At 64.6% G+C, this 13,016-nt stretch carries 13 protein-coding genes; 8 read left to right on the forward strand and 5 right to left on the reverse strand.

Going from position 1 to position 13,016, the window contains the following annotated elements; all coding sequences use genetic code 11:
• The first annotated feature begins 2 nt into the window (after positions 1–2).
• The 5 genes from LOY53_RS09160 (at position 3) to LOY53_RS09180 (ending at position 5,230) form a co-directional block, all read left to right on the forward strand.
• A complete protein-coding gene (locus LOY53_RS09160) occupies positions 3–536 on the forward strand; it encodes a spore coat protein U domain-containing protein (RefSeq protein ID WP_238210683.1) in 534 nt (177 codons plus the stop codon).
• Between the two features lie 3 nt (positions 537–539).
• Positions 540–1,043, forward strand: a complete 504-nt coding sequence (locus LOY53_RS09165; protein WP_027593898.1) for a spore coat U domain-containing protein — start codon at positions 540–542, stop codon at positions 1,041–1,043.
• Positions 1,044–1,082: 39 nt separating this feature from the next.
• Entirely contained in the window at positions 1,083–1,859 is a 777-nt protein-coding gene (locus tag LOY53_RS09170; protein ID WP_099429910.1) for a molecular chaperone, read from the forward strand.
• Between the two features lie 162 nt (positions 1,860–2,021).
• Positions 2,022–4,265, forward strand: a complete 2,244-nt coding sequence (locus LOY53_RS09175; protein ID WP_408981371.1) for a fimbria/pilus outer membrane usher protein — start codon at positions 2,022–2,024, stop codon at positions 4,263–4,265.
• Positions 4,262–5,230: a spore coat U domain-containing protein gene (locus tag LOY53_RS09180; protein WP_252827319.1), complete on the forward strand. Its 969-nt coding sequence runs from the start codon at positions 4,262–4,264 to the stop codon at positions 5,228–5,230. Before LOY53_RS09175 ends, LOY53_RS09180 begins: the two co-directional genes overlap by 4 nt.
• A gap of 53 nt (positions 5,231–5,283) precedes the next feature.
• Here the strand turns inward: LOY53_RS09180 and LOY53_RS09185 are convergent, their stop codons facing one another.
• Complete coding sequence (locus tag LOY53_RS09185) at positions 5,284–6,432, reverse strand: M14-type cytosolic carboxypeptidase (protein WP_258703888.1); 1,149 nt, start codon at positions 6,430–6,432, stop codon at positions 5,284–5,286.
• Positions 6,433–6,641: 209 nt separating this feature from the next.
• Between LOY53_RS09185 and LOY53_RS09190 the strand changes: the two genes are divergently transcribed.
• Positions 6,642–7,607: an ABC transporter substrate-binding protein gene (locus tag LOY53_RS09190; protein WP_258703889.1), complete on the forward strand. Its 966-nt coding sequence runs from the start codon at positions 6,642–6,644 to the stop codon at positions 7,605–7,607.
• Between the two features lie 132 nt (positions 7,608–7,739).
• Here LOY53_RS09190 and LOY53_RS09195 read toward each other — a convergent pair whose 3' ends face one another.
• Together LOY53_RS09195 and LOY53_RS09200 are read right to left on the reverse strand one after the other, a co-directional pair.
• On the reverse strand, positions 7,740–7,982 hold the full coding sequence (locus LOY53_RS09195) for a hypothetical protein (protein WP_252827323.1): 243 nt from the start codon (positions 7,980–7,982) through the stop codon (positions 7,740–7,742).
• Positions 7,975–8,757 carry a VacJ family lipoprotein gene (locus LOY53_RS09200; protein WP_258703890.1) on the reverse strand — a complete coding sequence of 261 codons (783 nt, stop codon included), beginning with the start codon at positions 8,755–8,757 and terminating at the stop codon, positions 7,975–7,977. Before LOY53_RS09200 ends, LOY53_RS09195 begins: the two co-directional genes overlap by 8 nt.
• A gap of 256 nt (positions 8,758–9,013) precedes the next feature.
• Between LOY53_RS09200 and LOY53_RS09205 the strand changes: the two genes are divergently transcribed.
• Positions 9,014–9,727, forward strand: coding sequence for a response regulator (locus LOY53_RS09205; protein ID WP_252827325.1), 714 nt, complete (start codon positions 9,014–9,016; stop codon positions 9,725–9,727).
• Positions 9,724–11,079, forward strand: coding sequence for an ATP-binding protein (locus tag LOY53_RS09210; protein ID WP_252827326.1), 1,356 nt, complete (start codon positions 9,724–9,726; stop codon positions 11,077–11,079). Before LOY53_RS09205 ends, LOY53_RS09210 begins: the two co-directional genes overlap by 4 nt.
• A gap of 14 nt (positions 11,080–11,093) precedes the next feature.
• Here the strand turns inward: LOY53_RS09210 and LOY53_RS09215 are convergent, their stop codons facing one another.
• On the reverse strand, positions 11,094–11,558 hold the full coding sequence (locus LOY53_RS09215; protein WP_258703891.1) for a DUF1348 family protein: 465 nt from the start codon (positions 11,556–11,558) through the stop codon (positions 11,094–11,096).
• A 194-nt stretch (positions 11,559–11,752) separates the two neighbouring features.
• Complete coding sequence (locus LOY53_RS09220; RefSeq protein WP_252827327.1) at positions 11,753–12,934, reverse strand: MFS transporter; 1,182 nt, start codon at positions 12,932–12,934, stop codon at positions 11,753–11,755.
• Positions 12,935–13,016 lie beyond the last annotated feature (82 nt).

Genomic DNA, 13,016 nt, shown 5'->3' on the forward strand with positions numbered 1-13,016 from the left:
CGATGCGCACGAACCTCACCCGCTGCATCCTCGCCGGCCTCGGTTTGGCCTTGGCTTCCCAGGCCCAGGCCGCCTCGGTGACCGGCAACATCACCTCGACGCTGACACTGATCGCGGCCTGCCAGGTCAATGGCAGTTCCGCGAGCTCAGGGTTGAACTTCGGTACCCTCAACTTCGGCACCCAGGACGCCCTGTTCGGTACTGCCAACGCCCAGGTCCTTGGCGGCACGGGTAGCGCCCTGAGCATCCTGTGTTCGGCGGGCAGCATACCGGCGATCCGCGTGCGCGCCGGTAGCCACGATGGCCAGTCCAGCGGCGGCACGCGTGCACTCGCCGATGGCGCCGGCAACTTCGTGCCCTACGACTTCTACACCGATACCGGGCGCACCCAGGTTCTGGTCATTGACGCCACCATCACCTTGCCGACCAGTACCGGCGTCGCACAGACCGTCAACCTGTATGGCCAGGCACGCGGCAAGGCGGGCCTGCCGGCGGGGGTGTACACCGACACGGTGGCCGTCGAGCTGACCTTCTGAGCCATGCGCGGTTGGCTGGCAAGTGGCATCACGGGTATCGGTGTGCTGCTGGCCACGCCCCTGGGGGCGGTGCCCACCAGCACGTTCCAGGTGAACGCGCAGATTGTCGCCGGTTGCCTGGTGGTCGGTGGCGTGAGCAACTACGGGACGCTCGACTTCGGCACCCAGTCGGCGCTGGCCAGCGGCACCCTGAGCACCTCGCTGGGGGGCGCCAGCGTGACGTTTCAGTGCACACCCGGGGTAACCCTGAACATGAGCCTGGACGGCGGCCAGAACAACGCCAGTGGCACACGCAACCTCAAACGCACGGGCGGCACGCAAGTGTTGGCCTACCAGTTGTACCGCGACGCGGCGTACAGCCAAGCCTTCGGCATTGGCCAGAGCGTGGCGGTCAGTTATACCGACCCCACGTCAATCAAATTGCCGGTGTACGGCAGAACCCAGTTGACCGGCACGCTGCCGGCAGGGACCTACACCGATGTAGTGCAAGTGACGGTGACCTGGTGAAACGGCCAGCACCCATGACAGCAGTCTAAGGAGAGTGGCATGTGGGCAGGCGCGAAGTGGGCGCGTGGTTTGATCGGGTTATCGCTGCTGGCAAGCCTGCCGGCGGGGGCAGCCACCTCGGTGCTGATCTGGCCGATTGACCCGGTGCTGGAGGCTGACCAGAAGGCCGGCGCACTGTGGCTGGAAAACCGTGGCACTGCGCCGGCGAACCTGCAGGTGCGGGTGTTCGCCTGGCGCCAGGGTGATTACCAGGAGCAGTTTCAGGCGCAGCGCGACATCATTGGCAGCCCGCCCGTGGCCAATATCGCCCCGGGGCAAAAACAGTTGATCCGCCTGACCCGCACTGGCAGTTCGCCCGCCGGCCAGGAACAGGCCTATCGCATCATCATCGATGAAATCCCACCAGCAGTCCCGGCAGACAACGCCAGCCAGGGCGCCACGGCCGCGATCCGCCTGCAGATGCGCTATTCAGTGCCGCTGTTCGTCTACGGCGAAGGGTTGTGGGGCAAAGCCGACCCTGAAGGCAAACGTAATGCCGAAGGGGTGGGCAAGCCGCAACTGAGCTGGCACGCAGTGACCGTGCAGGGCAAACCCTACGTCGAGCTGCGCAACACCGGCCCGGTGCATGCGCGCCTGACCGATGTGGTGGTGCAGCAAGGCAGCCAGAGCAAACCGCTGGCCGAAGGCCTGCTGGGCTATGTACTGCCCGGTGCCAGCATGCGTTGGCCGGCGCCGCTGGCGCCGAGCGCCGGCAGTGTGCTGAAAGGGCGGGTCAATGGTCAGAACGTGGCGGATGCCATCCGCCAAGGTCAATGAGCCTGCGGCTGAATGAAGGGCAGGGGCCAGGGAGGACCCGGCAATGGTCGGAAACCGTGTGTGAAATGGCTGTCGGCGACGCCGCGCCGCTGGTGCCTGGGGCTGGCCCTGTTCGGCCCCTGCCTGGCGCTGGCCGACGACCTGCCGCCACCGCCCACGGAGATGTCCGCCATCGCCGACGCCACGCTGTACCTCGACCTGCTGGTGAACCAGATGCCCAGGGCTGAACTGGTGCCCGTGCAGCAACGGGCCGGGCAGCTGTTCCTGGGCAGTGATGTGCTGCGCGCGGCCGGTGTCAGCCTGCCGAACGATCCCCAGGGCGAGGTGGCACTGGATGCCGTGCCAGGCCTGCACGCCGACTACGACAGCCAGAACCAGCGCCTGTTACTGCAGGTGCCGCCGGCCTGGCTGCCGGACCAACAGGTTGGCGACCGCAACCTGTACCCCGCCAGCGATGCGCGCAGCAGTTTCGGCGCCTTGTTCAACTACGACCTGTACCTGAATGACACCGATCAGGGTGGCACCTACCTGGCAGCCTGGAACGAACTGCGCCTGTTCGACAGCTGGGGGACGTTCTCCAGTACCGGCCAGTGGCGCCAGTCGTTCAATGGCGCCCAGGCCGATCAGTCGCGCCAGGGCTTCCTGCGTTACGACAGCACCTGGCGCTTCACCGATGAACAACGGCTGCTCAGCTACGAAGCCGGTGATTTCGTCACCGGTGCCTTGCCCTGGACCAGCGCGGTGCGGGTCGGCGGCCTGCAACTGTCGCGCGATTTCGCGGCCCGTCCGGACCTGGTGACCTACCCGCTGCCCGCATTCGCCGGAGAAGCGGCGGTACCGACTTCGCTGGACTTGTTCATCAACGGCTACAAGTCCAGCACCACCGAGCTGCAACCCGGCCCGTACACCCTGACCAACGTACCGTTCATCAACGGTGCAGGCGAGGCGGTGGTGGTAACCACCGACGCCCTCGGCCGGCAGGTGTCGACCACGCTGCCGTTCTATGTCACCAGCAGCCTGCTGCAAAAGGGCCTGTCGGACTTCTCGGTAGCGGCCGGTAGCCTGCGCCGCGATTATGCCGTGCGCGATTTCAGTTACGGCCCAGGGGTCGCCTCGGGGAGCTTGCGCTACGGCCTCAGCGATAGCTTTACCCTAGAGAGCCACCTCGAAACCGCCGAGTCACTGGTACTGGGCGGCCTGGGTGGCAATATGCGCCTGGGCAACTTCGGGGTGCTGAATGCGGCCTTGGCACAGAGCCAGTTCGACGGCGAGAAGGGCCATCAGGTCGCCCTTGGCTACCAGTACAACAGCCAGCGCATCGGCTTCAGCTACCAGCGCCTGCAGCGCCACGGCGACTACGCCGACCTGTCGCGGGTCGACAGCCCGGACATGCTGTTGAGCCAACGCAGCGAGCAGGTCACCGTCAGCCTCAACCTCAATGAATATGGCAGCCTCGGCGCTGGCTATTTTGACGTACGCGCCGCAGACGCTTCGCGCACGCGGTTGATCAACTTGAGCTGGAGCAAGCCGCTGTGGGGTAACAGCAGCATCTACCTGTCTGCCAACCGCGAAATCGGTGACAGCCAGTGGGCCGTGCAGGCGCAACTGGTCATGCCGTTCGACCTTAACGGAACCCTGGCGTTAAGCGCAGAACGCAGTAAGGAAGGCGAGGACCTGCAACGGGTCAACTACAGCCGGGCGGTGCCGGTGGGTGGCGGTGTCGGGTACAACCTGGGGTATGCCACCGGTGGCAACCGCGATGCCTATCGCCAGGCCGATGTCACCTGGCGCCTGCAGTCCGTGCAGTTGCAGGCCGGTGTATACGGCAGCAGTGGCGAGATGACCCGTTGGGCAGACGCCAGCGGCTCGTTGGTTTGGATGGACGCCGGGGTGTTCGCCGCCAACCGCATCGACGACGCCTTCGTGGTGGTCAGCACCAACGGCTATGCCGATGTGCCGGTGCGCTACGAGAACCAGCAGATCGGCCGCACCGACAGCAGCGGCCATTTGCTGGTGCCTTACAGCAGCGGTTACTACCGGGGCAAATATGAGATCGACCCGATGGACCTGCCGCCCGACATCCTGGCACCCGAAGTGGAGCAGCGTGTGGCGGTGCGTCGTGGCAGCGGCTACTTGCTGGAGTTCCCGCTCAGGCGCGTGCTGGCGGCGAGTATCGAGTTGGTGGACGCTAGCCAGCAGGTGATCAAGCTCGGCAGCCGAGTGACTCACGAGGAAAGCGGCAGCCAGGCGGTGGTTGGCTGGGATGGGTTGGTTTACCTGGAAAACCTCTCGCCGCACAACCGCCTGCAGGTGGCGCTGGAGGGCGGAGGGCAGTGCCAAGTCGAATTCGACCTGCCTGAAGGCGCAGGTTCCGTTCCCTTGATCGGCCCATTGGTGTGCCGATGAAGGCCTGGCAGCAAGGGTTGTGGGCGTGCGCGCTGCTGCTGCCGGCAGGTGCGGCGTGGGCCAAGTGCTTGTCGGTGCCAACCTCGCCCGCAGCGTTTGGCACCATCAGCTCGACCCTGGTACGTAGCACGGTACAGACCGCCTTCAGCAGCAATTCGGGGTTGCAGTGCAACGGCTCGGTGCTCAGCGTGCTCGGCAGTGGCGATACCTTCAAAGCGACCATTCTGCCGGCTACCGGAGGTTTGGTCGGCCCCACCGGTGACGTCATCCCCTACACGCTGTATGCCGACAGCAGCACCAATTACCCGATCACCCGTGGCGTAGCCTTCGATTTCGCCCGCAACGGCATTCTTGACTTGCTCGGGTTGCTCAACGGTACACCCAAGGCGGTGCCGATCTACATGCGCACGCAGATCAATAGCAACGTCGCGGCGGGGCTTTACCAGGAGGCGCTGACCGTCAACTGGGCCTGGAATTACTGCGAAGGGATTGGCATCGGCGGGTTGTGCATTGGCAAAGACAACAGTTCCGGCTCTCAGCAGCTTACGGTCTCCTTGACGGTGAGCAACGACTGCCAGATCACCACGCCCACCATCAGTTTCGGCAGTGCGCCGGTGGTGTCGGGGTTCGCCACAGTGAACCAGGGCGTGAGCCTGATTTGCACCAAGGGCACCAGCTATACGGTAGGGCTGGATGACGGGCTGAACGCATCGGGTGGGCGGCGCAGGATGAAGTCGGCGGCCAACAACTACCTGGCCTACGATATTTTCAAGAGCGCCAGTGCGGTGCGCTGGGGCTCGCTCACCGGTGCCCGGCGTTCGAGCAGTGATGCCGATATCAACCCGGGGGCGGGTACGGGGGCGGGCAGCCAAGTGTTCAACTACAACGCCAAGGTGTACACCGACCAGGCCACACCGCCGGCGGCGAGCTACACCGACAGTGTGACGCTGGACGTGCAGTTTTAACGGTCTACTGTATCGGCCTCTTCGCGGGCTGGCCCGCGAAGAGGCCTTGAAGGTCAACGCAGGTCGTCAGCCATCATCAGCAATGTCTCCAACACCGCACCCGCCAGCGCCTTGGACCGCGCCCCTGACCACCCGGTAACGGCAATGGGTGCATCGTCATGGTCCTTGAACGGCATCTCCAACGTCAGCGACAGGCAGTCATGAGCCATGCCCACCGCATTGCACGCCAGCGTGGTATTGGCTTGCCCGGGCTCATCGCGTGTATAGCCATGCACGGTCTGGAAGTCCGGGGTCACGCTGCACAGCGTGCTCCGGAACTGCTCCTCCAGCTTAGCCAGGCGTGGTGTGTAACCGGGGTTGCCCTCGCACGCCGCAGTGAACACATGGGGGATTTCTTCATCGCCGTGCACATCGATGAACGCATCCACCCCGTACTGTTTCATCTGCGCCTGGGCAAAGAACACCTCAGGGCTGAACTCGACGCTGGCGTCCTGCCAGGCACGGTTGAGGTCCTTGCCCTTGAAGTTGGTGCGCAGATGCCCGAGGAAGGCGCCGTCCGGGTTCATGTTGGGGATCAGGTACAGGTCGGCTTTTGCCAGCAATTGCTGCACCTGGCCATCGTTGGCTTGCAGGCGGTCGATCACGCCCTCCATGAACCACTCGGCCATGTGCTCGCCCGGGTGTTGCTGGGCAATCAGCCACAGCTTGCGCTTGCCGGTTGCGCCGTCGCCTGCACGCAGCAAGGGGATATCGCGCCCTTGCACGCTGCGGCCGCTGGCCAGCAGTTCGACACCGGGGATCTGCTTGGCGCGCTCGATCAGTTGGTTGTGGCGCGCGCGCGGGTAGGGCTCGAAGTAGGCGAACCAGATCTGTTCCTGCTCGGCAGTCACTTCGAATGACAATGCCTTGCCATCGTACTGGCTGGGTACGCGGAACCAGGTCTGCTGGTCGTAGGAGGCCACGGCGTTGTACCCGGCCCAGGCATTCTTGTAGGAGGATTCGGAGGCGTTATCCAGGCTGAAGCGATGGACCTGGCCCGGCGTCAACCCGCTGACCTTGAAGTGAAACCACTGGAAGTGGCCGCTGTGGGTGTCCGGCCGGATGGCCAGGTGGACCTTGGCAGGGTTGCTGGCATCCAGTACCTGGATGTTGCCGGAATCGAAATCGCAGTCGATCTGCAGGGGGGACAGCGTCACGGTCATCGCCGGGCTCCTTGACGGGCTTTGTTGTGGGGTTACTGTACACCGGTTGCGCGCTTGAGTGATGCAGGTGGCCTGTTGCTTCAGGTGTCGAGGGTTCGACAGTCACTGCTTTGTGCTTTATTTTGCATATTAGGTTATCGCTAAAATCAATTTCATTTATTAATTGGCTGCCGCTAGAGTCCAGGTTCCCTACCTGCAAGGAGCCGCGGATGTCCATCCGATCCCACCTTCTGATGATTGCCGCCAGCGCATTGCTGGCGACCCAAGCCTTCGCAACCGAACGCCTGACCCTGCGCATTGGTGACCAGAAAGGCAACATGCGTGCGCAGCTGGAGGCCGCCGGTGCCTTGCGCGACCTGCCCTACGACATTCAGTGGGCCGAGTTCCCCGCCGCTGCGCCCTTGGCCGAGGCGCTGAATGCTGGGGCGATCGATGCCGGCATCATCGGCGATGCACCGTTGCTGTTCGTGCTCGCCTCCGGGGCGCCGGTCAAGGCCATTGCCGTCGACAAGTCCGACCCCTACGGCACGGCGTTGTTGGTGAACCCCGACGCGCCCTTCAACAGCGCCGCCGACCTCAAGGGCAAGCGCATTGCCACGGGCCGCGGGTCGATTGGCCATCACCTGGCGCTCAAGGCGCTGGACCAGGCTGGCCTGTCGGAAAAGGACGTCGAGTTTCGCTTTCTCGGCCCGGTCGATGCCAAGATTGCCCTGGCCAATGGAGCGGTGGACGCCTGGTCGACCTGGGAACCCTACACCGCGCTGTCCGAGTTGAGCGGGCAGGGCAGGGTGCTGGTCAATGGCCGTGGCCTGTCCAGCGGCAACAGCTTCCTCGCAGCCACCGACAACGCGCTGGACGATGCGCCACGCCGGGCCGCACTGCAGGACTACCTGGCACGCCTGGCCGGCGCCCAGGTCTGGGCGTATCAGCACCTGGACAGCTATTCGAAAACCCTCGCGGCGATCATCGGCTTCCCTGAAGAGGCCGCGCGCCTGCAGTTCGAACGCCGCCAATTGCGCTGGCAGGCCATCGACGCCACGACCATTGCCGAACAACAGGAAACCGCCGACTTCTACAAGGCCCACGGCCTGATGAGCCAACGGCTGGATGTGGCACCGACCTTCGCCAGCGGCTTCAGCGTGCCCGCAGCCGATGCACTGGCCGTTCAACGCTGACCTGTTGCGCGCTTGCCTGCGAAAGGCCACGGCAGTGACAGGGTTTCTCCGTAGTCGAAGGCGATCACCGACAAACAGATGGCGCCCTTGCTGCTTGCCGCAGTCAGCAAGATGACGCTCTGAATCTCCTGATCAGGATGGCTCGCGCTCCAGGCTTTGCCGGGCCATCCACTTCAGCAGCGTTGCGATGGGCACGCGGCGGTGCACTTCGTGACGCTGCTGTGCAGCAGCGCCATCGCCCGTGCGCTCGCGATAACGGCTCAGAATCAGATGCTGGCCATCCTCGGAGACCCGCGCCTCGAGCTCGTGCAGCAACTGCTGGCGAGGGTCGCGCTGCAGGCGCCTGAACAACACCACCGGCTGGGCATCAGTCATTGGTGGGCACCCCTGTGCAGCTCGCCGGCCGTTTGCCAGGCGCGCCTGCCTTGCCTTCGGCCACCCGCTCGGCACGCTGTTGGGCGGTGTAGTCACGCACGGCCAGGTAGTAATCAGGCAGGATGCGCAACGTGTCGGTCACCGGCAGCGCTTCGGCGCGGCCATCCACCACACTGCCTGCCATGGCCGCATTGCCCAGGGTGTCGACCGTGTCGCTGTTGTCGCCGAACGGGTCGACCGCCAAGCTCAGCAAGCTGCCGGTCGCATCGCGCAGGTTGTGGGTGCCCAGCAGCGGTAGCTCGACGATCGGGCCATCGGCGACGTTCCACACGCCGAAGGTTTGGCCAAAGTCCGACGTGTGTCGGGGTAGGCCCATCTTCCCGGACACATCGATCAAGCCGGCGACGCCCAGGGTGGTGTTGAACATGAAGCGCGTCAGGCTGGTCATTGCCCGCTCGCCGTTGCCTTGCAACAGGTCGTTGACCAAGACCTTGGGTTCGCCGAAGTTGGCGGCGAAGTTGTGCACGCCCTGCCGGGTGAAATCAGGCAATGCGCTATAGCCACGGGCGACCGGTGCCAGCAGGTAATCGTCGACACTGCGGTTGAAGGCGAACACGGCGCGGTTGGCGGGCTCGGCGGGGTCGCTGAGCTGATAGGCCACAGGGCCGCAGGCACTGGCAGGTGGCCGCTGGCTGCAGCCTCCGGCAGCAAGCAGTGACAACGCCAGTAGCGCATGACGGGCTGAAAACCAGGCAGTGGGGGTAGCGGTGGGCATGGGCACATTCCTGACAAGAACTGGCGCCGATGGTGTGGCCGGTTGATTGCCTGGGAATGTCTGGATTATTGCCCGGCTGACACTTTGTTTCCGGGTTGAAATATATGACGGCAGCCCTGGGATGGCCGTAAAGTAAGCCTTTACTCTAGTGCCACTCAGTTGAGCGTCATCGGCTGTCATTGGGGCCGCGCAGCGGCCCCCTTGGCCTTAACTGACGGGCATTAGCTTTTACTCCCTCTGTTCGCGGTGCCCCGGTGTGAGCCATTTGCTGATTGTCGACGATGATGTCGAAGTACTCGACCTGCTGCAGAAGTTTCTCCGCCAGCACGGCTACGAGGTCGATGTAGCCAGTGATGGCCAAGGCCTTTGGCAGGCACTCGAACGGCGCGTGCCGGACTTGGTCATTCTGGATGTCATGCTGCCGGGCGACAGCGGCCTGGTGCTGTGCCAGCGCTTGCAGGCCGAGTACAAGGTAGCGGTGATCATGCTCACCGCCATGGGCGAACTGAGCGACCGTGTGGTGGGCTTGGAGCTGGGCGCGGACGACTACCTGACCAAGCCGTTCGCCGCTCGCGAGTTGCTGGCCCGGGTGCGGGCGGTGCTGCGCCGGGCAGGCGAGAGTCCGGGCAGCCCAGCGCCTGCCTCGTCGCGTGCTGTACTCGAATTCTCTGGCTGGCAGCTGGACGTGCTGCGACGTGAGTTACGCTCGCCGGAGGGGGTCATGATCCCCTTGTCCAACGGCGAATTCGAGCTGCTGCTGGTGTTTGCCGAGCACCCCAGGCGTGTGCTCAGCCGCCAGCAACTGCTGGACCTGGCGCGGGGCGAAGCGCACGAGGCCTACGACCGCAGCATCGACGTGCAGGTGAGCCGGCTGCGGCGCAAGCTTGAGAGCGACGGCGACAGCGAACCGTTGATCCGCACCTTGCGCAACGTCGGCTACCTGTTCACCGCCAGCGTGACCAAGCGATGAGGCTGCTGGCCTGGGCGCGCAGGGCCCTGCCACGGCCACGCGTCACCATTGCCCGCTGGATCGCGCTCACTACCCTGGCGGCCATGCTCAGCCTGCTGCTGCTCAAATGGCTGTTCAGTGTGCTGCTCAGCGTGTGGGCGCAGCCGCCGTTGCTGGAAAGCGGCTTGATCGAGAAGGTTGCTACCGTCGCCCGCATGGTCGACGCTGCGCCTGTGGCGCAGCGGCCGACCTTGGCCAGCGCCGCAGGTGATGTGTCGTACAGCGTGCAATGGCTACTGCAACGTGACGAGGCCGGTTTGCCAGCCTTGGCCGATAACGAATTTCACCAAGGGGCGCCGACATTGCGCGCACTCTTGGCGCGCCCGGACGCGCAGATCGAAGTCTACGGGCCGTCCGACTTGCCCGCGCAGGCGCAACCGCGTGGCTATGCGCTTCTGATCGAACTGTCAGACAAGTCATGGCTGCTCTATCGCGCCACCGACCGCAGCTGGGGGCTGGATGAGCTGCCGCGCAACCTGATCATTGTGGCGCTGATGATCGTCTCCAGCCTGGCGCTCGCGCTGTTTGCCACGCGCTACCTGGCCCGCCCTCTGGAGCGCTTCGCCGAAGGCGCGCGGCGCTTTGGCAAGGACTTCAACGCCCCACCGATCCCAGTGGTCGGCCCTTACGACCTGCGCCAGGCCATTTTGGCTTTCAACGCCACCCAGGCCCAACTCAAGCATTTTCTCGACGACCGCACGCAGATGCTCGCGGCGATTTCCCATGACCTGCGCGCCCCGTTGACACGCATGCGCCTGCGCGCCGAGTTCATCGAAGAGGGCGAACTGCAGGCCAAGTTGTTCAAGGACGTGGACGAGATGCAGGCGATGGTCGACGCCGCACTGCAGTTTTTCCGCGATGATGCACGGCTGGAGCCGGCCACGGCGTTCGACCTGGGCGAGCTGTTGTCGACCGTGGTCGACGACTTCAAGGATGCGGGGGTGGACATTGACCTCAGCGGGCCGCGCCGGTGGGTCTATGTGGGCCGCCCCATTGGTATCAAGCGGGTGATGGTCAACCTGATCGAAAATGCGGTGAAGTACGGCACCGAGCCGACGGTGCAGTTGGCGATCACTGACGAGCAGATCATCATCCGCGTTCTTGACCGAGGCCCGGGCATTCCAGAGCACCTGCAGGCATGCGTTTTCGAGCCCTTCTACCGCATCGAAGGCTCACGCAACAAGGACACCGGCGGGGTCGGCCTGGGCTTGCCGGCGGCGCGCGCCATCGTCCTCGAACAGGGTGGTAGCGTGACCCTTAGCAACCGCCAGGGCGGTGGGCTCGAGGTCAGGGTCACGCTGCCTGTCGGCTGACCCACCGGTGGCGATCAGAGCCCCAGGTCACTGAGCCCGGGGTGATCGTCCGGGCGCCGCCCCAGGGGCCAATGGAACTTGCGATCCGCCTCGGCGATGGGTTGTTCGTTGATACTCGAATGGCGGTTCTGCATCAGGCCATCCTCGGCAAATTCCCAATTCTCATTGCCATAGGCACGGAACCACTGGCCGCTGTCGTCGTGGTACTCGTAGGCGTAGCGCACGGCAATGCGGTTGCCGGTGAAGGCCCACAGCTCCTTGATCAGGCGATATTCCAGTTCATGGTTCCACTTGCGTGTCAGAAAGGCCTCTACCTCGGCCCGACCACGGGGGAACTCGACACGGTTACGCCACACGGTATCGGGCATGTAGGCCAACGCCACCTTGGCGGCGTCGCGGCTGTTCCACCCGTCTTCGGCAAGACGGACCTTTTCGATGGCGGTTTCGCGGGTGAAAGGGGGTAGCGGTGGGCGGGGCATCGTAGGCACTCCTCAGGTGGTTTATAGCTAGGAGCGTAGTCATCGAGGGCGGTGCAGGGAATCGGCGTGCCCGGCACTTCATAATTGCGAGGGGCGGAATAATGGTGGGATGCGGAGGTCGCAAGTGCGTCGCTGACTCTGTGGGAGCCGGCTAAATCAATGAAACATCCGCTCTATGGGAGGTTATCAGGCGTTCAGGCTGCGCTGTCCAGCGCTGTACCCGTCTCCTTCGCGCGCCCGCCGAGCCATACCAAAAGCAGCCCCGCAGCCGCCAGCAGCCCACCTGCCATCGGTACCGCCGCGTAGCCCAAGTTCAGGCTGATCACCCCACCCCCGAGCGCAGCGCCCGCGGCATTGCCAAGGTTGAACGCGCCGACGTTGATCGAAGAGGCCAGCCCTGGAGCCTCTGCGGCGGCGGTCATGACGCGCATCTGCAGTGGCGGCACCACGGCGAAGGTGAACACACCCCACACCAGCAGCGCGAGGGCGGCGCCCAGGTGGCTGCCCAGCACCAGTGGCATCAGCAGCATGATCAGCGCCAAGGCACCCAGGAAGATCCGTGCCGCGCCGTCCAGTGACCAATCGGCCAGGCGGCCGCCGAAGCTGTTGCCGAGGGTGAAGCCCACGCCGATCAGGACCAGCCCGAGGGTGACGAAGCTGTCCGAGGCACCGGTCAGCTCGGCCAGCACCGGCGCCACGTAGGTGTACAGGGTGAACATGGCGCCGGCACCCAGCACGGTGGTGGCCATGGCCAGTAGCACGCTGGGGCGGGCAATCACGGCGAGTTCCTTGCGCACATGGGGCACGCTGCCGCGCTCACCTTTGGGCAGGGCGTACCACAGCGCGGCCATGGCCAGCAGGCCGAGCACCGCTGTGCCGGCAAACGCCATGCGCCAGCCGACCTGCTGGCCGACCCAGGTGGCGGCTGGCACGCCGCCGATATTGGCGATGGTCAGGCCCATGAACATAGTCGCCACGGCGCTGGCCTGTTTGTCTTTGGGCACCACGCTGGCAGCAACCACTGCGCCCAGGCCGAAGAAGGCCCCGTGGTTGAGGCTGGTGACCAGTCGGGAGGCCAGCAGCGTGTAGTAGTCCGGCGAAAGTGCCGACAACAGGTTGCCCAAGGTGAAGATGGCCATCAGCGACATCAGCGCCGCGCGCTTGCCGAAGCGGCTGAACAGCAAGGTCATGATCGGTGCACCGACCATCACGCCGATGGCGTAGGCGGTGATCAGCATGCCCGCGCTGGGGATGCTTGCATCGACGCCTTGGGCGATCACGGGCAACAGGCCCATGGGGGTGAATTCGGTGGTGCCGATGCCGAAGGCGCCGATGGCCAGGGCGAACAGGACCCGTTTGGGAGAAAGCGTGCTCATCGAGCGCTCCGGATGGGATGAAGGGGGGGGGTAGGAGCAGCCTTGTGCTGCGAAGAGGCCCGTAAACACAGCGAAGATTCAT

It is taken from the genome of Pseudomonas sp. B21-031 (assembly GCF_024748985.1).
In the GTDB taxonomy this organism is placed as follows: domain Bacteria; phylum Pseudomonadota; class Gammaproteobacteria; order Pseudomonadales; family Pseudomonadaceae; genus Aquipseudomonas; species Aquipseudomonas kermanshahensis.

Coding starts and splice junctions, on each gene's coding strand:
- LOY53_RS09160 (WP_238210683.1), top strand. CDS start 3: ATGCGCACGAACCTCACCCGCTGCATCCTCGCCGGCCTCGGTTTGGCC.
- LOY53_RS09165 (WP_027593898.1), top strand. CDS start 540: ATGCGCGGTTGGCTGGCAAGTGGCATCACGGGTATCGGTGTGCTGCTG.
- LOY53_RS09170 (WP_099429910.1), top strand. CDS start 1,083: ATGTGGGCAGGCGCGAAGTGGGCGCGTGGTTTGATCGGGTTATCGCTG.
- LOY53_RS09175 (WP_408981371.1), top strand. CDS start 2,022: ATGTCCGCCATCGCCGACGCCACGCTGTACCTCGACCTGCTGGTGAAC.
- LOY53_RS09180 (WP_252827319.1), top strand. CDS start 4,262: ATGAAGGCCTGGCAGCAAGGGTTGTGGGCGTGCGCGCTGCTGCTGCCG.
- LOY53_RS09185 (WP_258703888.1), bottom strand. CDS start 6,432: ATGACCGTGACGCTGTCCCCCCTGCAGATCGACTGCGATTTCGATTCC.
- LOY53_RS09190 (WP_258703889.1), top strand. CDS start 6,642: ATGTCCATCCGATCCCACCTTCTGATGATTGCCGCCAGCGCATTGCTG.
- LOY53_RS09195 (WP_252827323.1), bottom strand. CDS start 7,982: ATGACTGATGCCCAGCCGGTGGTGTTGTTCAGGCGCCTGCAGCGCGAC.
- LOY53_RS09200 (WP_258703890.1), bottom strand. CDS start 8,757: ATGCCCACCGCTACCCCCACTGCCTGGTTTTCAGCCCGTCATGCGCTA.
- LOY53_RS09210 (WP_252827326.1), top strand. CDS start 9,724: ATGAGGCTGCTGGCCTGGGCGCGCAGGGCCCTGCCACGGCCACGCGTC.
- LOY53_RS09215 (WP_258703891.1), bottom strand. CDS start 11,558: ATGCCCCGCCCACCGCTACCCCCTTTCACCCGCGAAACCGCCATCGAA.
- LOY53_RS09220 (WP_252827327.1), bottom strand. CDS start 12,934: ATGAGCACGCTTTCTCCCAAACGGGTCCTGTTCGCCCTGGCCATCGGC.